The organism is Kitasatospora sp. NPDC048722 (genome assembly GCF_040650235.1).
Lineage (GTDB): Bacteria > Actinomycetota > Actinomycetes > Streptomycetales > Streptomycetaceae > Kitasatospora.
The window spans coordinates 125469-147612 of record NZ_JBEZGX010000004.1 but is presented as its reverse complement, the minus strand read 5'-3'; the positions used below and the strand labels follow the sequence as shown (position 1 = coordinate 147612).

Annotated in this window: 22 protein-coding genes; 13 read left to right on the top strand and 9 right to left on the bottom strand. The window is 73.7% G+C overall.

Annotated features, from left to right (window positions below; genetic code table 11):
- Positions 1-4: 4 nt before the first annotated feature.
- Genes AB0C76_RS05350 through AB0C76_RS05340 form a run of 3 tightly spaced genes read right to left on the bottom strand, consistent with a single transcriptional unit; the run spans position 5 to position 3631 of the window.
- On the bottom strand, positions 5-1183 hold the full coding sequence (locus AB0C76_RS05350) for a TfuA-like protein (RefSeq protein ID WP_359960010.1): 1179 nt from the start codon (positions 1181-1183) through the stop codon (positions 5-7).
- Between the two features lie 3 nt (positions 1184-1186).
- On the bottom strand, positions 1187-2440 hold the full coding sequence (locus AB0C76_RS05345; RefSeq protein ID WP_359960008.1) for a YcaO-like family protein: 1254 nt from the start codon (positions 2438-2440) through the stop codon (positions 1187-1189).
- A 27-nt stretch (positions 2441-2467) separates the two neighbouring features.
- Positions 2468-3631, bottom strand: coding sequence for a hypothetical protein (locus AB0C76_RS05340; protein ID WP_359960005.1), 1164 nt, complete (start codon positions 3629-3631; stop codon positions 2468-2470).
- Between the two features lie 331 nt (positions 3632-3962).
- On the opposite strand from AB0C76_RS05340, the gene AB0C76_RS05335 reads away from it, so the two are divergent.
- From AB0C76_RS05335 to AB0C76_RS05310, 6 genes are all read left to right on the top strand, one after another.
- A complete protein-coding gene (locus AB0C76_RS05335) occupies positions 3963-5201 on the top strand; it encodes a cupin domain-containing protein (RefSeq protein ID WP_359960002.1) in 1239 nt (412 codons plus the stop codon).
- Between the two features lie 59 nt (positions 5202-5260).
- The gene (locus tag AB0C76_RS05330; protein WP_359960000.1) at positions 5261-6571 is read left to right on the top strand and encodes a cupin domain-containing protein; all 1311 of its coding nucleotides are present in this window, start codon (positions 5261-5263) and stop codon (positions 6569-6571) included.
- A 44-nt stretch (positions 6572-6615) separates the two neighbouring features.
- Complete coding sequence (locus AB0C76_RS05325) at positions 6616-6750, top strand: hypothetical protein (RefSeq protein WP_279383033.1); 135 nt, start codon at positions 6616-6618, stop codon at positions 6748-6750.
- An 87-nt stretch (positions 6751-6837) separates the two neighbouring features.
- Positions 6838-7638 carry an HlyD family efflux transporter periplasmic adaptor subunit gene (locus AB0C76_RS05320; RefSeq protein ID WP_359959997.1) on the top strand — a complete coding sequence of 267 codons (801 nt, stop codon included), beginning with the start codon at positions 6838-6840 and terminating at the stop codon, positions 7636-7638.
- Positions 7638-9833, top strand: coding sequence for a cysteine peptidase family C39 domain-containing protein (locus AB0C76_RS05315; protein ID WP_359959994.1), 2196 nt, complete (start codon positions 7638-7640; stop codon positions 9831-9833). The genes AB0C76_RS05320 and AB0C76_RS05315 overlap by 1 nt, the downstream gene beginning before the upstream one ends.
- 1 nt (position 9834) lies before the next feature.
- Complete coding sequence (locus AB0C76_RS05310; protein WP_359959991.1) at positions 9835-12597, top strand: NHLP bacteriocin export ABC transporter permease/ATPase subunit; 2763 nt, start codon at positions 9835-9837, stop codon at positions 12595-12597.
- A gap of 15 nt (positions 12598-12612) precedes the next feature.
- Here the strand turns inward: AB0C76_RS05310 and AB0C76_RS05305 are convergent, their stop codons facing one another.
- Together AB0C76_RS05305 and AB0C76_RS05300 are read right to left on the bottom strand one after the other, a co-directional pair.
- On the bottom strand, positions 12613-15687 hold the full coding sequence (locus AB0C76_RS05305; RefSeq protein ID WP_359959988.1) for a lantibiotic dehydratase: 3075 nt from the start codon (positions 15685-15687) through the stop codon (positions 12613-12615).
- A gap of 144 nt (positions 15688-15831) precedes the next feature.
- Positions 15832-16095 (bottom strand): hypothetical protein, encoded by a 264-nt coding sequence (locus tag AB0C76_RS05300; RefSeq protein ID WP_359960309.1) that lies wholly within the window; start codon positions 16093-16095, stop codon positions 15832-15834.
- Here AB0C76_RS05300 and AB0C76_RS05295 point away from each other — a divergent pair.
- On the top strand, positions 16079-16441 hold the full coding sequence (locus AB0C76_RS05295) for a hypothetical protein (protein ID WP_359959986.1): 363 nt from the start codon (positions 16079-16081) through the stop codon (positions 16439-16441). The genes AB0C76_RS05300 and AB0C76_RS05295 overlap by 17 nt on opposite strands.
- Before the next feature lie 121 nt (positions 16442-16562).
- Positions 16563-16691, top strand: coding sequence for a hypothetical protein (locus tag AB0C76_RS05290; protein WP_359959983.1), 129 nt, complete (start codon positions 16563-16565; stop codon positions 16689-16691).
- An 82-nt stretch (positions 16692-16773) separates the two neighbouring features.
- Here AB0C76_RS05290 and AB0C76_RS05285 read toward each other — a convergent pair whose 3' ends face one another.
- Entirely contained in the window at positions 16774-17490 is a 717-nt protein-coding gene (locus tag AB0C76_RS05285) for a flavodoxin family protein (protein WP_359959980.1), read from the bottom strand.
- A gap of 111 nt (positions 17491-17601) precedes the next feature.
- A complete protein-coding gene (locus AB0C76_RS05280; protein WP_359959977.1) occupies positions 17602-18543 on the bottom strand; it encodes a helix-turn-helix transcriptional regulator in 942 nt (313 codons plus the stop codon).
- A gap of 247 nt (positions 18544-18790) precedes the next feature.
- On the opposite strand from AB0C76_RS05280, the gene AB0C76_RS05275 reads away from it, so the two are divergent.
- From AB0C76_RS05275 to AB0C76_RS05255, 5 genes are all read left to right on the top strand, one after another.
- Positions 18791-19339, top strand: coding sequence for a hypothetical protein (locus AB0C76_RS05275; RefSeq protein WP_359959974.1), 549 nt, complete (start codon positions 18791-18793; stop codon positions 19337-19339).
- A gap of 186 nt (positions 19340-19525) precedes the next feature.
- Entirely contained in the window at positions 19526-19672 is a 147-nt protein-coding gene (locus tag AB0C76_RS05270; RefSeq protein WP_359959971.1) for a hypothetical protein, read from the top strand.
- Positions 19673-19675: 3 nt separating this feature from the next.
- A complete protein-coding gene (locus AB0C76_RS05265) occupies positions 19676-20152 on the top strand; it encodes a flavin reductase family protein (RefSeq protein ID WP_359959968.1) in 477 nt (158 codons plus the stop codon).
- A 152-nt stretch (positions 20153-20304) separates the two neighbouring features.
- Positions 20305-20556, top strand: coding sequence for a hypothetical protein (locus tag AB0C76_RS05260; protein WP_359959965.1), 252 nt, complete (start codon positions 20305-20307; stop codon positions 20554-20556).
- Between the two features lie 153 nt (positions 20557-20709).
- A complete protein-coding gene (locus AB0C76_RS05255) occupies positions 20710-21111 on the top strand; it encodes an SsgA family sporulation/cell division regulator (RefSeq protein ID WP_359959962.1) in 402 nt (133 codons plus the stop codon).
- 341 nt (positions 21112-21452) lie between these two features.
- Here the strand turns inward: AB0C76_RS05255 and AB0C76_RS05250 are convergent, their stop codons facing one another.
- Together AB0C76_RS05250 and AB0C76_RS05245 are read right to left on the bottom strand one after the other, a co-directional pair.
- On the bottom strand, positions 21453-21608 hold the full coding sequence (locus AB0C76_RS05250) for a DUF6131 family protein (RefSeq protein ID WP_359959959.1): 156 nt from the start codon (positions 21606-21608) through the stop codon (positions 21453-21455).
- A gap of 194 nt (positions 21609-21802) precedes the next feature.
- Positions 21803-22099 (bottom strand): WhiB family transcriptional regulator, encoded by a 297-nt coding sequence (locus AB0C76_RS05245; protein ID WP_359960295.1) that lies wholly within the window; start codon positions 22097-22099, stop codon positions 21803-21805.
- Positions 22100-22144 lie beyond the last annotated feature (45 nt).

Here is a 22144-nt window from a genome sequence, read left to right as displayed (position 1 = left end):
CGGGTCACGCCCTCGCGTGGATCAGACGGACACAGGCTTCTTCGACCCACGCGAAGGGGATGCCACTGGGGAGGTTCCCGTCCCGCAGGTCCGCTGCGAGCGACTCCCACGTCTGGTACCCATGGAGTCGCGCGACACTCCCCCGGACCTGCTGTTCGTGATCAGGGGTCACCTCGGCGCCGTGGCCGAGCTTGTGAGCCTCCAGCCGAAGGACCGCGTGCCACAGCATCACCTCGGTCTCGAACTGCCCGAATGAGGCGACCTTCGCCATGAGGAGACGGGGAATCTCCCGCCGGTCCTGAAAGACGCGGGCGAGGGCTTTCTCGGCCAGCGGGTTCCGCGGCGACCTCGGGCAGTCCTTCGCGGCGATGCCGTCGAATTCCGGCTCGTCGGCCACCAGCCACCGCAGGTACTTCCGATACCGCCCGCTACCGGCCAGGAAACAGGGCAGCTCGGTGTCGAGCCGTGGCCGGTCGTAGCCGAGCAGCGGATCGTGAGAGAAGTACCGCGGCCCCCGGTCGAGCGTCCGGGCCACGCCGTCGAATTCGCCATGGTCAGGCGTAACAGCCAGCAGGCGAACAGCGCTCAGCGCATCGGCCCGCTTGATGTCGACGGCCGCACAGGCTTCTCGTATCGCCCCGTCCGGATCTCCCACTCCTGCTTTCTTGAGGATCATTCGCCACGTTCTGTCGGGGTAGTACAACGCCGTCGCGGCGTGGATCAGCGCGTCCTGCTGGGACGACGTGATCAGGCGGAGTCCGCGCAGCCTCCGAACGGCCGCGCGGATGTTGATCAGGGCGACGCTGACCGCCGAGTAGTCCCGGTCGGGATCGGTCGCGACCGCCACCGGGTCGTCCGAATCCAGCAGCCCCATCCGGTACATCCGGTAGACCGCACCCACGCCCCGCACGCCCGCCGGCCAGCATTCCGCCGCCCGGATGGCCCCCATGCTGGACGCGCCGAAGATCTGCGCACCGTCCTGGGCGACGTCCACGACCTCACGCGTCGAGACGGGGAGTTCGTGCGCGAAGGTGCCGTCGATGACGAGGATGCGGGTGCTGCCTCCTTCCCTGGCCCGGTACACGTCTCCGCGCTTCGCGGGCGGCAGGACCTCGGCGGCGGGCAGGAGCTCCCTGGCCTGGCCGGGTGCCAGGGAAGGACCGGTGAAAACAGTCGTTTTCATCACTCAGACCACCGATCCAAGCATGCGGAGAGTCGGGGTTCGCGAGGTCTCACCGTAGGAGCAGGCAAGACCCGGCACGAGAACGCGGACGACGGGTACGCCGAGATCCGGGCGCGTCACTTCCGTCACCAGGCAGTGCTCCGTTCCCGCGGCGCGCAGCCTGCCGACGACCTCCTCGATGCCCTGCAGGACGTCGTCGCAGCCGCTCCTCTCCTGGGGGAACGCCAGGGTCGGAGAGCCGTAGTAGAGCTCCGACCGCCTCTTCTGCTCGGCGGGCCTCCGCTTCGAGTGGATGCTCTCGAACACGTCACGAGCGCCGCCGGCGACACCGCTGTGCGCTTGGCAGGCTTCAGTGATGGCACGGACCAGTGCGCGCTGGGGGTCGAGGTCGGCGCCGTACCCGCCGAAGGTCACCGACTCGCCCGCGGAGCCGAAGAAATCGTCGTCGATGAGAACCACGCCGAACACCGGCACACCGATGGCGCTCGGTATCTCCTGAATGCGCACGACCAGCCGCTGATCGCCCAGCTTCTCGATGAAGTCCCGCGCGGTTCCCGGTGGCACGGTCGCCGGATCCACGGTCCTCAGCGGGCGGGGCGGAGAGAACCCCGGGTCGTGATGGGCGGTGTAGAAGTCCTCCTCGGACACGGCGTCCCGCTCGATGAGTTCGTACAGCGCGTGGAGCACGGATTCCGCATAGGAGTTCCCCGACGCCAGCCCGTTCGTCTCGATCCGGGCGGTGACTCCCTCGCTCGCCGGATTCAGCACGAGGTCGGTCGGCACCAGCCTGTGGTCCTTCCCCATCAGGTCGTACGCTCCCGTCCACGAGAACACCGCATCGGGCCGGTACGACGTGTCGGACGGGAGGTTGAACGCCGTCGGGTCCACCGCTCCGGAGGCGGCCAGATCCTGATAGGACCCGCTGACGACCCGGTCGGGCGGCAGAGCCTCGGCCGATACCCGCTCAATCGCCTCCATGACGGCGCTCAGTTTCGCCGCGAGGGCCGTGGCGCCCTTGCCCATGCTCACGGCCAGGTCCTTGGCCAAGGGTGTGACGGCCGACCACACCGGAACGCCGATGAAGTCGATGGGCGCCAGGTCGTACACCCGCGTGATGGGAACCCGGGGCAGCAAGGGCGCGAGCCACTCCCACGTTTCGGCGAAGTCCCTCACATGCCCCGCCTCCGTCCTCACGGTGCCGTGCTCGAACGACGAGGGGCCGAGAGACGTGAGACTTTCCGGTGCTACCTGGCGCACGTCGGCTTCCTGTTCTGCGGTCGGGGGTCAGTTCAGTGGACCGGTGAAGTCCGGGGCGACGTAGTGCAGCAGGCACATCGTGACGTGACGGCCGGCGGGCAGTGGGTCGCGCCAGTGCTCGTCGTCGGTGCCGCTGTAGACGACCGCGTCGCCCGTGCCGAGCGCGACCTCGTGCAGGCGGTCGGCGGTCCGGATGCGGAACGGCCACGGCTCCGCGCCGGCCGGGTCGTCGTCCACGCACAGCGAGACGTTCCACCGGCACTGCGGGCGGTCCCGGTGGGGCGCGAGGGCGGCCCCGGGCCGGTAGGTGACCGCCCAGGTGTACGAGGGCCGCACCGGCTCGTCGGCCCACGCGCTGACGGCCCGCGCGAGCTGCCGCTGCACGAACAGGGTGACGGCGTCGCAGTACATGCCGTCCCGCAGGCCGTCGCGGACCTGCTGGCGGTCCGTACTGAAGCAGCCCTCCCGGCGCATCCGCCGGAAGTGCCGCCGCAGCGCCGCCACGAACAGCGGAGGGAACACCCCGCGCAGGACCAGTACCCCGTCCCCGCTCTCCTCCGCTGGGGCCGCCGGCGGCCCCAGCGGGGTGCGGGGCACGAGCACGCCCGCCAGCCACAGGGCCCGCAGCGCCTCCCGGGAGAGCCCTGCGGGGGGCGCGCCCTCCAGGGCGACCCGCCGCAGGTCCGGGCCCCAGGTGCCGTCGCACCACCAGGGCACCACGGTGCCCGACCGGGCGTCGCGCACCCAGACGACGGGCCGTTCGGCGGCGAAGTCCCGCGGGCCCGAGACGACCGCGTGGCCCTCGGGTGCGTCCGCGGCGACGGCCTGCGGCAGCTCCGGGCCGTACTGGACGTGGAGACCGGGGTTGACCCGCAACTCGGCGGCGTCCGGCACCGGAAGGCCGGCAGCCCGCGGCGGCAGCAGGACGAGCAGCTCCTCGTCGACATCGCAGCGCAGCCGCAGTTCCTCCAGTCGGGCCGGGGCCTCGTCCGGCGGCAACAGCAGGCCCAGGCGCACCGCCGCCTGGCGCTTCTCCTGCGGCGTCGCCTGCTGCCCGGCCAACAGCGCGGGCAGCAGGGCCAGTTCGGCGGGGGCAGTCAACCTGACGCGCTCCACCGGCCGCCCGCGTCTGCGAACGGAGAGGAACACCTCCAGGGTCACCTGCGGGTTGGCGACCAGGTCGTCGTTCATGAGCGCGCCAGGCCCTGCCCTTCCGTATCCGGTCCTGCGACGTCCTGTCCTGTGAACTGCGACGAACTGCGAACTGCGACTGCGATGGGGGGAACCTCGCCGAGTCGACCAGAGGCACCGGTGTCCCTGCAAGGCGCAGCCCCAGGGATTTCGGTGACTTCTCGGTCCGCGCCGGACCCGAGAACTTCACCACAGGATGTGCCCCGGGACGGTTGTCGAATCGTGCCGGTGCGTGTGGGCTGTGGAGCGGGCCGCCTGCCCCGGCGGGGTCCGCCGCCCGGCGCCTGGGGAACCGCTGCCGGCCCAGGCCACCGACCCCGAGGAGGATGCCGTGCGGTTCACCGCCCTGTCACAGATCGTCCCGTCGCCCGAGGACTTCGTGGCGAACCCGCCGACGCGCCCCCAGGTCTGGTCGATGCCGCCGGAACCCCTGCGCCGGCTGCTGGACCACGCCGGTGTCGACCGGATGCTGCACACCGGTGTCCCGGCCGCCGCCTTCCGCGCCGTGCGCGACGGCAGGGGCGTGGATCCGGCCGAGTACGTCTGGGGGGAGCGTCCCATCGAGCGGCCGTTCGCCGACACGGTCCGGCCCGGCGCCGTCGGCACGCTGCTGCGTGAGGGCTCCACGATCGTCCTCGACGTACTGCACCGCTTCTGGGAACCGGTCGGTGACTTCTGCCGCCGGCTCGGCCACGAGGTGGGCCTGCCCGCCTCCGCCACCGGCTTCATCACCCCGGCCGACCAGCCCGGTTTCCCCTACCACCACGACGAGGGCGGCAACCTGCTCATCCAGACCTCGGGCAGCAAGACGTGGCGGGTGCACGAGGCGACGGCCCCCGACCCGCTGCCGCACGAGACGCTGCGCCGCAACAGGCCCGACGAGGCCGAATCCGCCCGCCTGGCGCAGCGGCCGCCCGCCCTGGAAACCACGCTGCGCCCGGGCGACGTGCTGTGGATCCCGCGGGGCTGGCTGCACAGTGGGATCGCGACCGGGGAACCCTCCGTGCACGTCGCCGTCGGCTTCGTCCCCATGCTCACCCGCTACTGGCTGGCCGGGAAGCTGGCCGAGCGACTGGACGAGCGGCGCCCGGAGTTCGCCGGCTTCCGCCGGGAACTGCCCTGGGGCATCACGCGAAGCCCCGGCGAACTGGCCGCCGTCCTCGCCGAGGTGGCCAAGGAACTCGCCGAGGCCCTGCCCCTGGTCGACGCGGCGGGCCTGGCCGACTCCCTGGTGCGCGACATCCGCAAGAACTTCCTGGAGCCGCCCGGCACACCGACGGTCTCCGCGACCGCGGACCCCACCGGCCCGACGACACCCGTCGTCCTGGTCCCCGAAGCGGTCGCCGGTGTCGAGCGCGCTGACGCCGGCCGGCTCCGCCTCCACCTGGGCAGCACCACCCTCACGTTGCGCGGGGCCGTCGCCGACCGCATCGAAGACCTGTGGTCCGCCGACGGCGGGGAGCGGTGGTGCGCCCACGACATCGCGCCGCTCGCCGGCGAGGCCGCCGCCCTCGACCTCGTGCGGACCCTGCTGCGGCTGGGTGTCGCGCGCCGCGCCGACGCCGGCTGACCCGGCACTGCCCGAGCAACCCACCGCAGCCTTCCCCGCCGGAACGGAGAGACCGGACCATGCGCTACCGAGCACTCGCGAAGCTCGTGCCGTCACCCGAGGAGTTCCTGTCGGACCCGCCCACCACTCCGCAGGTGTGGTCGATGCCGGCAGGCGAACTGGCCGGGCTGCTCGACCTCGAGGGCACCGACGAGCTGCTGCGCGACGGGGTGTCGGCGGCCGACGTGCGCATCGTGCTCGATGGCCGGGAGGTGCCGCCGGCCGACTACACCTGGGGCGAGCGGTCCCTGGAGCCGTCCTTCGCCGGGCACGTGCGCCCCGGGGCGGTGACCGGGCTGCTCGACCGGGGCGCCACCCTGGTGCTGGACAACATCCACAGGTACTGGCGGCCCGTCGGTGACTTCTGCCGCGGCCTCGCCCACGAAGTCGGCACGGCCACCACCGCCACGGCCTTCCTGACTCCGCCTGACAACACCGGCTTCCCGTACCACTTCGACGAGCGCGGCAACGTGCTGGTCCAGACCGTCGGCAGCAAGACCTGGCGAGTGCGCGAGCAGCCCTTCCCGGACCCGCTACCGCACGAGACCAACCACGACAACGGCCCCACCGCCGCGCAACTGGAGCGGTTCGCGCACGAGCCCGCCGCTCTGGAGGTGACCCTGCACCCCGGCGACGTGCTGTGGATCCCCCGCGGCTGGCTGCACAGCGGCACCGCCACCGACGAGCCCTCGGTGCACGTCACCATCGGGTTCGTGCCGATGCTCACCCGGCACTGGCTCGCCGAGCAGCTGGTACGCCACCTGGGCAGCCGCAAGGGCGAGTTCACCGGACTGCGCGCCGAACTGCCGTGGGGCCTGGCCCGCGACACCGGTCGGCTGACCGAAGTGACCGACGAGGTGCGGCGGGAACTGACCGAGGCGCTGGCCCGGGTGGACAGCGCCGCCTTCGCCGACGGCGTCGCCAGGCTGGTGCGCGGTGGCTACCACGAACCGCATGTCGCTCCCGTCGCCGCGGCCCTGGGCCCCGCCGTCGACGCCGACGCCCTCGTCGTCCTGGTCCCCGAGAGCCTGTTCGACATGGTCCACGGCGACGGTGGGCGGCTGCGACTGGACCTCGCCGACCGGTCCCTGACGCTCCAGGGCCCCGCCGCCCGCTTCCTGGCGGCCCGGTGGGGCCAGGGCGGTCAAGTCCCGTGGTGCGCCCGCGACATCCCCGGCGTCACCGAGGAGGCGGCCGTGACGCTCATCCGCACCCTCCACCGCGCGGGCATCGTCCGCCGGCCGGCACCGGAACGCCGCGGGTCACCGAGGGACCTACCGTCACATCTCCCGGAATCCGTTGACCCGGAATCAGGCCGGTCCGAACCTTGAGGCGTCCGACCAGGACATTCCTGTCTCGAGAGAAAGGAAAGGGCATGGCTGCGAACGACATCGATGCCGCCCAGGACGTGGACGCCGAACTCGCGGCGACCGAGATCATCATCACCGAGGAGGAGCTGGAGGACGTCTCCGGCGCCTCCCTGCCGATCCCGCGCCTGCTGAACACCTGATCGACCAGGTGCCCGGGCCGGCGACGGCCGGTTCCCGCCGGATCGCGGCCGGCCCGGGCACCCGCCAAGCGAAAGGTGCACACCCGTATGGAGTTCCGTCGCCGCGCCCTGGCCAGACTCGGCCGGGCCGAGGAGTCGGATGTCCCGGTCGTGCTCGCGGGCACCCGCAGCGTGCTGCTGCTCGCGCTGGCCACCGTCCTCGTGGCGGGCGGCGCCGTGTGGGCCTGCGCCGGATCGCTGCCGCAGACCGTGCACGCCCCCGGAGTCCTGACCCGCGCGGCCGGCAGCACGACCCTGCGCAGCCCGGTGGCCGGCCAGATCGTCGATGCCCCCGTACCCGAGGGCGCCGAGTTCACGCCCAGCACCGTGCTCTTCACCGTCGCGGGCGCCGACGGGCCGCACGTGGTGCGGGCGGCCTCGGCCGGCCGGATGGCCTCCGTGCTGGCCGTGGTCGGCGGGGAGGTGACCGTCCGCGACACCCTGGCCGTGATCGAACCGGGTCCGGCCGGTTCCCCGCTCGAAGCCGCCCTCTACCTACCGCCCGCCGACGCCGCCCGCGTCCGGCCCGGCCAGCACGTGGACCTCGCGGTGCTGTCGGTCCCCGACCAGAAGTACGGCGTGGTGCGCGGCACCGTGCAGGAGGTCGGGGCTCGCCCCCAGAGCCGCGGACAGCTCGCGGCCTTCCTGGCCGACCCCGAACTCGCCGGCGACTTCGTGGCCCGGGGCGAGCCGGTCCGGGTCATCGTGCGTCTCCTGCCCGGCAACACAGTCAGCGGCTACCGCTGGTCCACGCCGCAGGGGCCGCCCTACCCGATCGACACCCGTACCCTGGTCAGTGCCGCCATCGACCTGCCGCCGGTCAGGCCGGTCAGCCTGGTGGTGTCCTGATGCCGACGGCCGTGCGGCACCGCCGGGTGCGCACCCCGCGCGTCCAGCAGATGGAGGCCGCGGAGTGCGGCGCCGCGAGCCTGGCCATCGTGCTGGGACACCACGGACGCCACGTGCCACTGGAGGAACTGCGGATCGCGTGCGGGGTCTCGCGGGACGGCGCCACCGCCGCGGCCCTGGTCAGGGCCGCCCGGAGCTACGGCATGAACGCCCAGGGACGGCGTCTGGAGCCCGGGCAGCTGGCCACCCTGCGCCAACCCACCGTCGTGTACTGGCAGTTCAACCACTTCCTCGTCGTCGAGGGCTTCAGCCGCCGTTTCGGCAGGCACCTGGTCCACCTGAACGACCCGGCCTTCGGCCGCCGCAGCGTCTCGGCCGAGGAGTTCGACGAGAGCTTCACCGGCCTCGCCCTGACCATGAACCCCGGCGGCGATTTCGTGCGGGCCGGACGCCGGCCAGGCCCGCTCGCCGGACTACGCGGACGACTCGCCGGCACCGCTCCCCTGCTGTGGCTCATCCTGCTCTGCGGTGTGCTGACCACCCTCACGGGCATCGCCCTGCCCGCGCTCACCCGGTGGTTCGTCGACCTGGTCCTGCCGCACGGCGACCAGCCCCAGGCCCTCTTCCTCGCCCTCATGGCCGCCACGGTGGTGCTCACCGCGGGGGTGACCGCGCTGCGCCAGGGATTCGTGCTGCGCGTCCGCCTCGTCGCCGCCACCCGTTCCTCGGTGCACTTCCTGCGGCACCTGCTGCGGTTGCCCACCGCCTTCCACGGCCGGCGCAGCACCGCCGACCTCACCCGCCGCATGACCTCCCACGACGACGTGGCCACCGTGCTGTCCACCGACGTCACCAACCTCGCCGTCAACGCCCTGACGGCGGCGGTCTACCTCGCCCTGCTGGCGACGTACGACACCTGGCTCACCGGCGTGACCGTGGCCCTGTCCCTGGTGAACCTGGCCGCCGCTCGCCAGGCGGCCAGGGCCCGTGCCGACAGCGCCACCCGGCTGGCGGCCGACGAGACCCGGCTCTTCACGACCACCGTCAACAGCCTCCAGCTCATCGAGATGCTCAAGGCGACCGGCGGCGAGGCCGAGAACTTCCGGCGCTGGACGAGCGCCCTGGCCACGGTGGTGACGAGGCGCCAGCGCGTCGACGCCGTCGGCTCGCTGCTGATGGCGGTCGCCCCGACGGTGGCCGCCGTCAACGGAGCCCTGCTGCTCCTGATCGGCGGGGTGCAGGCGGCCCACGGGCGGCTGAGCATCGGGGCGCTGGCGGCCTTCCAGGTGTTCGTCACCGGCTTCAGCGTCCCACTGGCCCAGCTGACCGCCTCCGTCGGCCGCCTCCAGGACTTCGGCGTCCTCGTCGCTCGCCTCCGGGACGTGGAGGACGTTCCCCCGCAGGACGCAGAGGACGCGGGGGACACCCCCACGGAGCCCGACCCGCTGTCCGACGGGCAGGGCACACCGCACCGGCTGACCGGTCACCTGGTCCTGGACCGTGTCAGCTTCGGCTACAACCCGACCCGGCCCCCACTGCTGCACGACGTGTCGCTGACCGTGCGGCCCGGCCGGCAGGTCGCGCTCGTCGGTGCCTCCGGCAGCGGCAAGTCCAGCGTCGCCCGCCTCGCGCTGGGCCTGCACCGGCCCTGGAGCGGCACCGTCACCCTCGACGGACGCCCGTTGGACGACGTGCCGCACCAGGCCCTGACCTCCTGCGTGGCCTCCGTCGAGCAGGACGTCGTGCTGTTCGAGGCGAGCCTGCGGGACAACATCACCTTGTGGGACCCCTCCGTGCCGGACGAGGACGTCGTCGCCGCCCTGCGGGACGCCGCCGTCCTCGACGCGGTCCTCGCGCGCCCCGGCGGCATCCACTGCCAGGTGGCCGAGGACGGCCGCAACTTCTCCGGCGGTGAACGCCAGCGCCTGGAGATCGCCCGCGCGCTGGTGCGCAACCCCCGCCTGCTCGTCCTGGACGAGGCCACCAGCGCCCTGGACGCCGAGACCGAAGCCGTCGTCACCGACCGGCTGCGCCGCCGCGGCTGCGCCGTCGTCGTCATCGCCCACCGGCTGAGCACGGTGCGTGACAGCGCCGAGATCATCGTCTTCGACGACGGACGGGTGCGCGAACGCGGCACGCACGACGAACTGCTCGCCGCCGGCGGGCTGTACAGCTGGCTGGTCAAGGAGGGCTGACATGGAATCCCGGACCGCCGCACCGGCATCCCCCGACCCCGCGGCATCCCCCGACCCCGCGGCCTCCCTCGCCCGCCGCGGCGAACCCGCCGGTCAGCGGCCCCTCACCCTCACCTCCACCGGCGTGCTGTGGCTGGTCGCGGCCGGATCCGCCGACCTGTTCGCAGCCGACCCGGCGGGGACGGGAGGCCCCTGGCACCACCTCGCCCGGCTGGGGCCCGGTGCCGTCCTGGCCGCCCCCGCCGCCGGACCCCGCCACCAGCTCGTGCTGCGTCCTCTGGCCGACGCCCGGCTGCGCGCCATCGACCTGCCCGAGGACCCCGCCGACCCCCTGACCGGCCCCGAGCTCACCGCCCTCGACCTCGGCGTCGACACAGTCCTGGGCGTGCTGGCCGACTTCACCGCCGCGTCCGCACCGGGCCCCAGCCTCTGCGCCGCACCACCGACCGGCGCCGTACACGCCGCACACAGTGGGCAGGACCGCACCGGCACTGCCGTGCACGACCGCGCCGCAGCACACCTCGCCGACGCCCTGCGCGCCGCCGAGGCGGCCATCGACACCCGGGAACGGCGCCGGGACCGTCAGGCGGCCGCCTCCGGGCAGGCCGACCGGGACGCCCGGCGGCGTGCGTCGGACGCCCTGCGGGCCGCGGTCGCTCCCGGGCGTGTCGCGGCCGTCGTCCCCGGGGAGGGTACGGACGCGGCCGACCGCTACGCCGCCGTCGCCCTCGCCCTCGGCCTGCCCCTCGCCCCCGAGCGTGCCCCCGCTCTGGCCCCCGCCGGACCCTTGGCCGGGCCCGGAGACGAGGGCGACCCCGTCGCGGACCTGGAACGCCGCACCGGCACCCGGGCCCGCCGGATCGCCCTGACCGGGCCCTGGTGGCGCTTCGACCACGGCCCGCTGCTGGGCCACCGCACGGCCGACGGCACCCCCGTCGCCCTGCTGCGGCGGTGGGGCCGCTACCAACTGCTGGACCCCGACGGGGGCAGTTCGCCCGTCACCGCGCGCACCGCCGCGACCCTGGAGCGGACCGCTGTCACCTTCCACCGCCCGCTGCCCGCCGGGCCGTTGCGGCTGCGCGACCTGCTGCGGCACGCGATGCGCGGTTCGCGGGCCGACACCGCCCGCATGGTCGCAGGCGCGCTCGCCGCCGTGCTCCTGGCCTCCCTCGTACCGCTGGCCACCGGCACCGTCCTGGGCTCCTACGTGCCCGCCGGGCGCACCGGCAGCATCACGCAGCTGTGCCTGGCGCTGGTCGCGGCCGGCCTGGCGTCGGCGGTCTTCGGGGTGGTCGAGAACGCCGCCCTGCTGCGGTTGGAGGGACGGCTGGAGGCCACCGCCCAAGCGGCGCTGTGGGACCGGCTGCTGCGGCTGCCAGTGCGCTTCTTCAGCCGCCGCTCCACCGGCGAGCTCGCCCAGACCGTCCTCGGCGTCCTGGCCGGGCGCACCGCGCTGGCGGGCCTGACCTCCCTGATGCTGCACTCGGCCGTGGCCGTCGTGGTCGGCCTGGCGCTGATGTACTGGATCAGCCTGCCACTCGCCCTGGTCGCGACCGGGCCGATCCTCGCCGCCGTCGCCGTGCTCGGCCGGCTCGGTCTCCTGCAGGCCCGGGCCCAGGAGGAACTGCTGGCCCGCAGCAGTGCCGTGACCGACCGGGTCTTCCACCTGCTGCGCGCGCACACCAAGATCCGGGTGGCCGGCGCGGAGGACCGCGTCGTCGCCGACTGGGCGGAACGCTACCGCGACCAGCAGTGGGCGACCCGCCGGGCGGTGCGCCTGCAGAACACCGTGGCCGTGCTGGCCGCCTGCTACCCGCCGCTGTGTGCGACCGTCGTCTTCCTGGCGTCCGGTTCCGTCGGCGCCGGGGTCTCCGAGGCACGGTTCCTGTCGTTCTACGCCTCGCTCTCGGTGGCCGTCAGCAGCGCCGTGCAGGTCGCCGTCGCGCTGAACTCGGCCCTGGCCGCCGTCCCGCTGTTCACCCGGCTGCGCCCGCTGCTCGCGCACCCGCTGGAGATCGGCCCGGACGCGGAAGCGCCCGGACAGCTCGCCGGTGACATCACCGTGGAGCACCTGTCCTTCGGCTACGAACCCGGTGTACCGGTGCTGCGGGACGTCTGCCTGCGGGTGGGTCCCGGGGAGATGCTCGCCGTGGTGGGCCCCAGCGGCTGCGGCAAGTCGACCCTGCTGCGCCTGCTGCTCGGCTTCGAGCAGCCGTCCTCGGGCGTGATCCGCTACGACGGCCGCGACCTGGCGGCCCTGGACGGCACCGCCGTCCGGCGGCAGTGCGGCGTGGTCACCCAGCACGCACGGCCGCTCGACGGCACCATCCTGCAGGCCATCACCGCCGAACGCGGTCACACCCTGGAGGAGGCGTGGCAGGCCGCCCGGCTCGCCGGACTCGACGAGGACATCGCCGCCATGCCGATGGGCATGCAGACGCTGCTGAGCGACGGCGGCGCCCTGTCGGGGGGACAGCGGCAACGCCTCGCCATCGCCCAGGCCCTGATCAGGCAGCCCCGCATCCTGTTCTTCGACGAGGCCACCAGCGCGCTCGACAACGTGACCCAGGCGGTCGTCGCCGACAGTACGCTGCGGCAGCGGGCGACCAGGATCGTCATCGCCCATCGGCTCTCCACCGTCGTGAACGCCGACCACGTCATCGTGCTCGACGCCGGCCGAGTGGTCCAACAGGGCGCGCCTGCCGCGCTGATGGCCGACGCCGACGGCCCGTTCGCCCGGCTGGTGCGGCACCAGCTTCACTGACCCCCACCCCGCCGGTCAACCGGGGCCGGCGTTCCGGTGGCGCAGGCTGCCGAGGTGGTCGCGTGCCACGCCCCGCAGCACCGCGAGCGTGCGGGTCTCGTGCCCACGATCCGGGCCGATCAGCCGGTTGTGCTGCATGTGCAGCAGCCCGTCGACGGCCACCGAGGTCCGCTCGTCGAGCGGCGCGCCGATCACGGCCTCGCCGAAACGGCGCGGCGCACCGCTCCGCGCCCACAGCCTCGCCACCGCCCCGGCTCCCGGCAGCCCGCCGAACGCCTGCAGGCAGCGGCCCGGAACGATCCGGGTGAGCGCCGCCGCCCGGTGGCGCCGGTAGAACTGCCGGCCTTCCTCGGTGTTGGGGTACTGGCGGTCCACCCACTCCCACCACGGCCAATCACCCAGCGCGTCGAGCAGGACGCCGTGCTGCGCCGCCGCCACGATCTCCGACGGCAGGCCGCCGCCGCCCGCGGCGCACACCGGAATCAGGCCGAGCGCCGCCCGGCTGTCGAGGGCGAAGACCTCCTCCGCCAGTGCCAGGGCCGCCGGGCCGCCATAGCGCTGCTGCTCCGGGCGGTAGCCGTCGAGCACCCAGTCGCCGACCAGCCCTGCCTCCCGCAGCCGCGTCAGGCCCGCGTGCAGCGTCGGCAGCACCTCGCGCAGCAGCACCGCCGGATCGCCGTGCAGCCGCAGTCGCAGGTGCGGGGCCGGATCCTGGTACCGGGTGAAGAACCAGCGGTCGGTGTGCCCCGACTCCCGCACCGCCTCCAGGAGGCGCCCCAACGGTCCGGCCAGGAGCCGATCGTGCTCCTGCGCGGCCGCGTACAGCTTGACGTACAGCCACTCCCCGCCGGGGCTGTGGAGGGGCACGGGCGAGACCGGCGGCACCGGGGCGGGCCGGGCCGGCTGCGCCGCGGGATCGGGCAGCCGGGTCAGTGACACCGCGATCTCGTGGGCGTGCCCACCGAGCCAGCCGAAGGCATCGGGGGCCGACGCCAGGTCCTCCTGCACCTCCACGCTGCCGTCGCGCAGCTCCTGCCGGAGCGCCTCGCGGTGCAGCGGTTCGTCCAGGTCGAGCGCGCAGACCCGGTCCCCGGCCGCCGCGAGCACGTGCCGGGCCACGCCCAGCGACGACCGCCACTCCTCGAAGGCCGCCCGCCACCGTGCCGCCGGGACGTCCGGGCCGAGCATGCCCGGTGCCGGCCGCCACCGGGCCGGGGTGACCACCACGCGCCCGTGCCGCACCCGCGGCAGGAACGGGTGGGCGTCCATCGCCCCCCAGCGCCACGGCGACCAGGTCGCCTGACGCACCGTGGACAGCTCCAGCAGGAACCGCACGAGCGGCGGCGCCGCGGTCGTGCTCAGCAGGTGCGGTTTGCGCACGACGATCTCCCGGCCGCGCTCCGGTTCCACCAGCCGCAGCCGACCCCGGTCGGCGACGACGGCCAGCCGCCGCCAGTCCAGCGTGCCGGGGGCCGACCGGTCGGCGAAGACCCCGACCGGCAGGACCTGGTCCAGCAGCCGGGGCACCTGGCTGATGTTGCGGTGCCGTGCGCCGGCCGGTTCGAACATCACCTGGGCGCGGAGTGCCCCGGGCGGTGCGGGTTCCGCCACCAGGGCCGCGACCTCGCGGGTCCCGAGGAGGCCGGCGAAGCGTCCCGCCGAGGCGCCCGCGCTCTCCGAGCCGCCGGACGGCGACAGCAGCAACGTGAAGTCACCCGCCGCCAGTTCCGGCACGCTCCGCGCGAGGACCTGGACGAACAGTTCGAGCGACGCGGGGCCCGGTTCGCCGTCGTGCGCGACCTCCAGCCGCCGCAGCGTCTCCTCCCCCAGCAGGACCTCCCGGCCGCCGTCGCGCACCGCGTCGTGCACCAGCCGGGCCAGTGCCGCGTCCCGCTCCCCGCCCGGCAGCGGCCGACGGTGCGCCGCCGGCCGGGCGGTACCCGGCAGCCCCAGGCCCCGGTGGGGGTCGGTCAGTTCGGGCAACGGCACCGACAACCCGTCGCCGTACCGCTCGGTGAAAGCCGCGGCATAGGCGTCCAGGTGCGGCAGGATTCCGTGGTGCGGCGACATCCGCCACAGCGAGGCCGCCAGGTGCTCCAGTTCGCGGCCGACAGCGGGCGGCAGGCCCACCGCGGCGTCCGCCCGCACGTCGACCTGGAGCGGCGGAGGCCCCGACTCGCGGACCCCGCGCAGCACCGCTTGCGCCCGGCGCAGCTCCTCGCGCCCGTCACCCGGCGGCGTGCGGGCGTAGGCCTCCAGCGCTTCCCGCGCCCCGGCCGGCACGGCCCGCGTCCCCGGGACGGCGCGCAGCCGCAGTTCGTCCAGCGCGGTAGCGCCGATCACCTCGGCCGTCAGGGAGGTGAGCAGGAACCGCGCCGCGACCAGTCGGCGCAGCAGCAGGTCGGCCCACTGCGGTGCAGGTGCCAGCCCGCGCTCCACCAGTTCCCCAGCCAGGGTGGAGAACCGCACGGGCAGCGCCGCGCGCTCGAACACGAACCGGACCGCAGGGCCCAGCCGGACCGATCGCTCCCGCCCCGCCGTGGCGCCGTCCGCCGGTGCCGCCCACGGCAGGTGCAGCCGGTCGCCGCGGATCCGGCACAGGTCGTTGACGACGACCTGCGCGTCGCCGACCGGCCCGCCCGCCGCCACGCACGCGTCGACGACCCCCGCGAACCACTCGGCGTCCGGGCGCACCGACTTGCGGTGCGCTTCGCCGACCCGCGCGTAGGGCGCGGGCGTCAGCTCCGCGAAGGCGACCCCGGCGAAGGTTCCGAAGGGGGTCGGGCGCCGGGTGATCCGCAGGGCGTATTTCGTCAGGGCCACGGCCACCGCGACCAGCCGCCCGCGCCGCGGCACCCGGCCCTGCTCGATCTGCCGCAGCGCCGACGCGAGCGAGTCGCTCGCCAGCTCCACCGCCTCGCGCAGCACCGGGTGGGAGGCCAGGGCCGTCACGTACACGGCCAGCTCCTCGTCGGTCCCGTCCGGGTCGCACCGGGCGGCCCGCGGACCCAGTGGGTCGAGAGCGCCGACGGGGAGGATGGCGATCCGCAGGACGACCCGCTCGGCGGCCGCGTACCCAGGGGTGGTCATGCCCCCACTCAACGGTGGCGACAGTACGGTGACAATGACCCGTACCAGGGATCTCGGCATATTCCTCGGTCCCGCGGCCTGGACAGCCGCACGGCTCCGGGATCGGTCGTGGGGGCTTCTCCTAGACCCTGTGTGATGTTGTGATCAGTTGAGTGGTTGCACGAGGTCGTCTATCAAAATCATCGAGGCGCGGAGGTGGAGGCTCTCGTTGAACTTGTGGATCACGTCCCTCACCGTGTCCTCGTCGGCCTGCACGAGTTGGGCGATCACGTGGCCATTGACGGCAGACCCGGCCACCCGGATCCTCTCCCCTACGGCCCGGCCATCGGCCCCGGCCGCACCGACGATCCGGGGGTGGCCACCGATGACGAACCAGTTGGCGGACGAGCGGATGCCGACATCACTCAAGTGGGTGGTAGCGGGGGTCTGGCTGCACGCCGTCCTCAACGGCGCCGCTGGGATCTTCCTACTCTCACTGATTCACGGCCAGCACCGTGACGGTGTCGCCCTGGTGACGTTCGTCGCCCTCCTCTCGATCCTGATCGGCGTCCTGCTCGGCACCTGCGCGGCCCTGGCGCCGGGCGGGGCCCGGTGGACCCGGAGGACCGTGCTGGTGATCGAGTGGCTCACGATCGGAACCGGCGTGATCCAGCTCTTCTCCGGCTCCATCATCTCGCTGGCCAGCATCGCGATCCCGGGCATCATCGTCCTGGCGTACAGCTCCCCCGAGGGCAAGGAGTGGTTCACGCTCTGAAGGGCAGATCGTCATCACCGGTTGCTGAGCGCGATCTTGCCGATCACGTGCAACAGCCGGTCGAGGGCGTCCCTGGAGTTGGGCTCGGTCAGGTTGACCATCAGCCGGAACGCCGGCCGGGATGTACGCGGCCGACACCGCCGCCCAGGCCCTGCTCCTGGCCGTCGACCGCCTCAGGCGGTTGGGCCACGACACCGACGACATCAAGGCGCTTACCGACCTGCTCCTGGGCAGGTCTCGCGCCGTCTGACCATCCTGAAGAGCCCAGCGCCGCATCCGGCCCCGCCCGCCAACACACGCGTGCGGCCAGGGCTCCACGCCCGAGCGGCGGCTCAGCGGTGCTCGGGGTTCTCGAAGTCGAAGCGGCAGCCGGCGTCCCACTCGGAGCGCTGGTTGCCGTGGGCCGGGATGCCGCCGGCGTCCTTGAGCATCCTCGCCAGGTGGAGCTGATTCCACGTCATGAAGGTCGCGTTGCGGTTGGTGAAGTCGTTCTCCGGGCCACCCGAGCCCGGGTCCAGGTAGGACGGGCCCGGGCCGGCCTCTCCGACCCAACCCGCGTCGGCCTGCGGCGGGATGACGTAGCCGAGGTGCTGGAGGCTGTAGAGCACGTTCATCGCGCAGTGCTTCGCGCCGTCCTCGTTCCCGGTGATCAGGCAGCCGCCGACCCGGCCGTAGTAGGCGTACTGACCTTCGGAGTTGAGGATCGACGAGCAGGCGTACAGACGCTCGATGACCTTCTTCATCACGGAAGAGTTATCTCCTAGCCACACAGGTCCGGCCAGCGTGAGGATGTCGGCGGACATCACCTTCGAGTAGATCACCGGCCACTCGTCCGTCTCCCAGCCGTGTTCGGTCATGTCCGGCCAGACGCCCGTCGCGATGTCGATGTCGACCGCCCGCAGGACGTCGACCTCGACGCCCTGGCGTTCCAGGATGCCGGTGCTGACGTCGATCAGGCCCTGGGTGTGGCTGCGCTCCGGGGAGCGCTTGAGCGTGCAGTTGATCACCAGGGCGCGCAGGTCGGCGTAGGACGTCGTCGGGTCCGGCACGGGGTCCTCCCTCGGGGTGGCGGGGAGACCGGCTCGGATGTCGGACTCCCCGCACAGCTCACCAGGCCGGGTGCACGACCGCGCGCGGGGCTGGGCCGGTTGACCGAAGGCTCACACGTGCAGGCGCAGGGTGTCGCTCGGGGTGCGCCGGTAGGCGTCGCGGTAGAGGCCGGCGAAGTGGCCGGGGTGGGCGAAGCCCCAGCGCATCGCGATCTCGGTCACCGTCGTGGTGCCCGGGTCGGCGGCCAGGAGGTCGCGGTGGGCCGCGTCGAGGCGGACGCGGCGCAGGTAGGCGAGCGGGGTGGTGTCCAGGTGGCGGCGGAAGGCGTACTGCAGGGCCCTCGGGGTGACGAAGGCGGCCGCGGCGATGTCGGCGAGGGTGATCTCCCGCTCGGCGTTCGTCTCGATGTACGCGATCGCCTTGCGCAGCGTGGTGGACGTGGCGTCGGTCCGGTCGGCGGGGGCCGCGTCGGTGCGGGCGGTGTGGGGCAGGGCGGCCAGGGTCGCGGCCGCCAGGTGCTGGGCCGCGGTGGCGACGAGCAGGTCGTTGGCGCAGGCGGCCGGGTTGTCGAGGACGTGGTCGCGGACGTAGGCGACGGCGGCGCCCAATTGCCGGTCGGCCGCCTCGTCGACGGCACGGAGACCGGTGAGGCGCACCGGGCCGCGCCCGTTGGCACCGGTGGGGGCGAAGGCGTCCAGCAGGCTGCCGTCGAACATGGCGATCGTGTAGCCGGCCGCGTGGACCTCTCCCCGGTAGGGGGCGTCCGGCGGGGCGACGAGGAACGTCTCGCCGGGGCCGAACACGGTCTCGCGGCCGCCCGTCCGGTCGGCGAGCGTGCCGGTGTGCATGCTGATCAGGCACACCCGCCCGAGGCTGTCGGCGTCGTAGGTGAGGTCGTAGTCGAAGGAGATGCGGTCCACGGTGAGCCCGCTCACCGCCCGGCGGCTGATGCTCGCCCTGGCGTCCTCCACCGACTTGGCGATGCGCATCGGCGTGTAGGCCGTGGAGAGGAACTCCTGCGTGGCCTCCACGCTCGCGCTCTCGAAGGACAACGTCTCGACCATCATCACCATCCGCCCCCGTCGGTGCGGCGGCCTCGTCCCCGCACCCCGGCGCCGAGGCTACGCGTGCGGGGGTGTTACGGAAAACCGGGCCGGTCCCGGCAAGGTCTGTTTCGTTCCGGCGGCTGCGCGGGCGCGGGGTACTTCGTTCCGGGAGCTGTGAGCGGCCACCGTGGTGTACCAGCGTTGGACGTGCACCCGTCCCGGGGTGCACGTTGCTCCGTGGAGAGGGCCCGCTTTGACCGCGCACGCAGCCCCGCCGGATCGTCCCCCGCGTTCCGGCACCGGGCTCTGGGCGCAGGTCGCGGAGCTCGCCGAGGAGGCCGAACGGCAGTCCCGGGACGGGGTGTCGGAGTTGGCTCCGGTGGACGCGGCACTGGCCCGGAGGATCGCCGAGGACCTCGCGGAGGCGGTGGGCCCGGGTACCGGCCAGGAGCAGCTGACGGTGGTCGAACGTCTGGAGCGCCTGCGCGAGGCCCTCGCCGTCCTCGCCCTCGGCATCGCGCGCTCGCACGGCCACCTGGCCTGGTTCCTGGCCCGGGTCGCCATGGTCCTCTCACCCGTCCTGCAGTGGAGCTCACCGGGCGCGGAACAGCCGCGGGCCTTCGGCGCCCTCGTGCTGCCGACGCCCGACGACCTCACCGACGCCGAGGACGCCGTGCGCCGCCTGCGCTCCGCGCTCACTCACACCGACGCCGGGACCGGCTCCTCCGCCGCCGGTCCCGGGTCCGGGCAGGCGGCGAGCGCGGACGGGCGACCGGCTACCGTCCCGGAGTCCGCTGCCTGAACCGGTCCGCCGAGCGGCTCGGCCATCGTGCGCACCACCGTGGGCGCAGCCTCGTCCGGAACCCGCTTGGGCTGCGCGGGATCGGGCAGACGCGTGACGATCGCCGAGCCGAGGACGAGGAGGTCCGTCATGGCCGATCCGGCGCACGCGAAACCTTCGGGGCGACCGACAGCGGCGGAACCCGGAGTGATCACCACCGACGTCCCCGCCCGGCTCGAACGGCTGCCCTGGCCGCGGTGGAACCGGCGGATCGTGATCGGTCCGGAGCGGGCGGAACGGCGCAGCCCGGGGTCCCTGGCCGCGCTGATCAGTGCCGTTCGGACGGAGGTTTGAGGAATGAGCGGCTTCGACGCCTTCACGGACAAGCTGGACTATCCGGTGTACGTCGTCACCGTGGCCGGTCCGGAGCCGGCCGGCTGTCTGGTCGGGTTCGCCGGGCAGTGCTCGATCGCGCCGGTGCGCTTCATGGTGTGGCTGTCCAAGGCGAACCACACGCACGACGTCGCCCTCGGCGCGGGGGTGCTCGGCGTCCACCTGCTGCCGGCCGGCCAGGGGCTGGCCGAGCTGTTCGGCGGCCGGACGGGCGACGACACCGACAAGTTCGCCGACACGGCGTGGCACCGCGGCCCGTACGGCGTGCCGCTGCTCGACGACGCACCGGCCTGGTTCGTGGGCGGTGTGCTCGCCCGGATCGAAGGGGGCGACCACACCGGCTTCCTCCTGGACCCCCTCCACGTCCACGCGCCCTCGCCCGAAGCACCGGTGCTCTCGTTCCGCGACGTGGCCGGCATCGAGCCCGGACATCCGGCGTGAGGCGGCGTGCGGGCCCGGCGGAGTGCCCGGAGCCGGTGCCCGGGCGCGGTCCGCGCGAAACCGGTTGGGCCCGCCTGGTTCGGTTCCGGGCGTTCGGGGCAGCCGCCCGGTGTCCGGGGGGCCGACGATTCGGGAAGGCGAGGGGACGAGACATGACCACGCACGACGCCAACGGGACCCAGCCGGACGAACCGACGCAGGAGCGGTCCGCCGAGGAACGTTCGATCACGGCGCCCACCCCGGCCGACGTCCGGCGCAAGGCCGACGGGAAGGTCGGCGCCCGGGCCCGCTCCGCCGAGGAGCGGTCCATCACGGCGCCCACCCCGGCGGACGTCCGACGGAAGGCCGGCACGGACGACGAGGAGGACCCGGAGCCGCCCGCGGCGGACACCGTGGCGCCCTGAGGAGTCCTGCTCCGCGGCGGGCCCGCTGCACGCGCCCGTGTCGCGCCCGCCCGGCGCCCGTCGCCGGGCGGGCGCGGTGCACCCGTCGGCCTTGGGCATCGATTCCCCGGTGCCCCTCGATTTCCCCCCGTTCGGAGAATGGAGAATCCCCGCATGACCGCAGCCACCTGCTGGTCCACCACCGTCACGCTGCCCGAGGGCCCGTTCCCCCACGTCTCCCTGGAGGCGCGGCTGCGGTTCGACGCATCGCTGCCGTACGCGGTGTGCCTGGCCTTCCCACCGGTCGGCTACGGGGACGAGGTCCAGTGGTTCTTCGCCCGCGACCTGCTGAACGAGGGCCGCCACGCGCCCACAGGCCACGGGGACGTGACGGTCGCCCCCGGACCGGAGGGACGGGTCCTGGTGACCTTGAGCGCGCAGGACGGGCGGGCGGTGATCAGCATCCCCTCGGACACGGTGACCGCGTTCCTCCTGGACTCCTTCAACCTTGTACCGGCGGGGAGCGAAACCGGCCACCTCGACATCGACGCCGTCCTCGACCGGTTGCTCCGCTGACCCTCGCCCCACGGATGCATGGGCCCGGCCCGGCGGGGTAGACGGCCGCGCACGGCGGTCCCGGTCCCACCCCTCCCCCCGCGGCCGGGGCCGTCGCCGTGCCCGCGCCGGTCGTCGCCGCACTGCTGATCGGCCGCACTGCTGATCGGCGCGTTCGCCTGGGGCCGCCACCGCGTGGTGCGGCGGGGGCCGCGACGCCCCTCCGGGGGAGCCGCCGCGGGCTGCCGCCGACGCACCCCCGACGGCAGCCGAGGGCCCCGCTCCGGGCGGAGCGGCGCGGGGCCCTCGCCCGCGAGTGGCACGCGGGCCTGGTGCTGACGCACGTCGAAGGAGCGGCACGGTCAGTAGTAGTGGCGACGTCCACCGACGGCGTGTCCGAGAGCCCCTGCGACCAGCAGGATGAGGCCGATGACGAGCAGGATGCCGCCGATGGTCCACAGGATCGGGATCCCGAAGACGAAGCCGATGATGAGCAGGATGACGCCGAGGACGATCACGAGGTCCTCCCTCAGATGACAGGACGGGTTGTCGGGAGGGCTGCCGCGGCGCACTCGACGCCCGCGACCACCCCCGGGTGGTGGAGCCGTCGCTTCTCCGCCGTGCCCATGAGCCGCGCATACCGCATTCCCGGCCGTGCAAACACGCGTGCGGCCTCCGGCGTCGCCGGAGGCCGCACGGGAAACTCACGCCGTCATGCCGCCGACGGGACCGGATCGCTGGTGAACAGGGCCCGGCGCTCCTCCTCGGTCAGCCCGCCCCAGACGCCGACCGGCTCGCGCTCGGCGAGCGCGTGGCGCCGGCACTCCACCCGGACGCCGCACCCGGCGCAGACGGCCTTCGCCGCCTCCTCGCGCTCCTTCGCTGCGGCACCCTCCTCCTCGGGGGCGGGCCGGAAGAGCATGCCGCTGTCGGCGGTGCGGCAGGCTCCCTCCGGCTCACGGCTCCAGGTGTGCTCGCGCGTCCCGGGAGTCTCGGCTGCTTCGGGCAGGCGGTCGGTGTCGGCCACGGGGGCTCCGTCCGGTCGAGGTGGTCT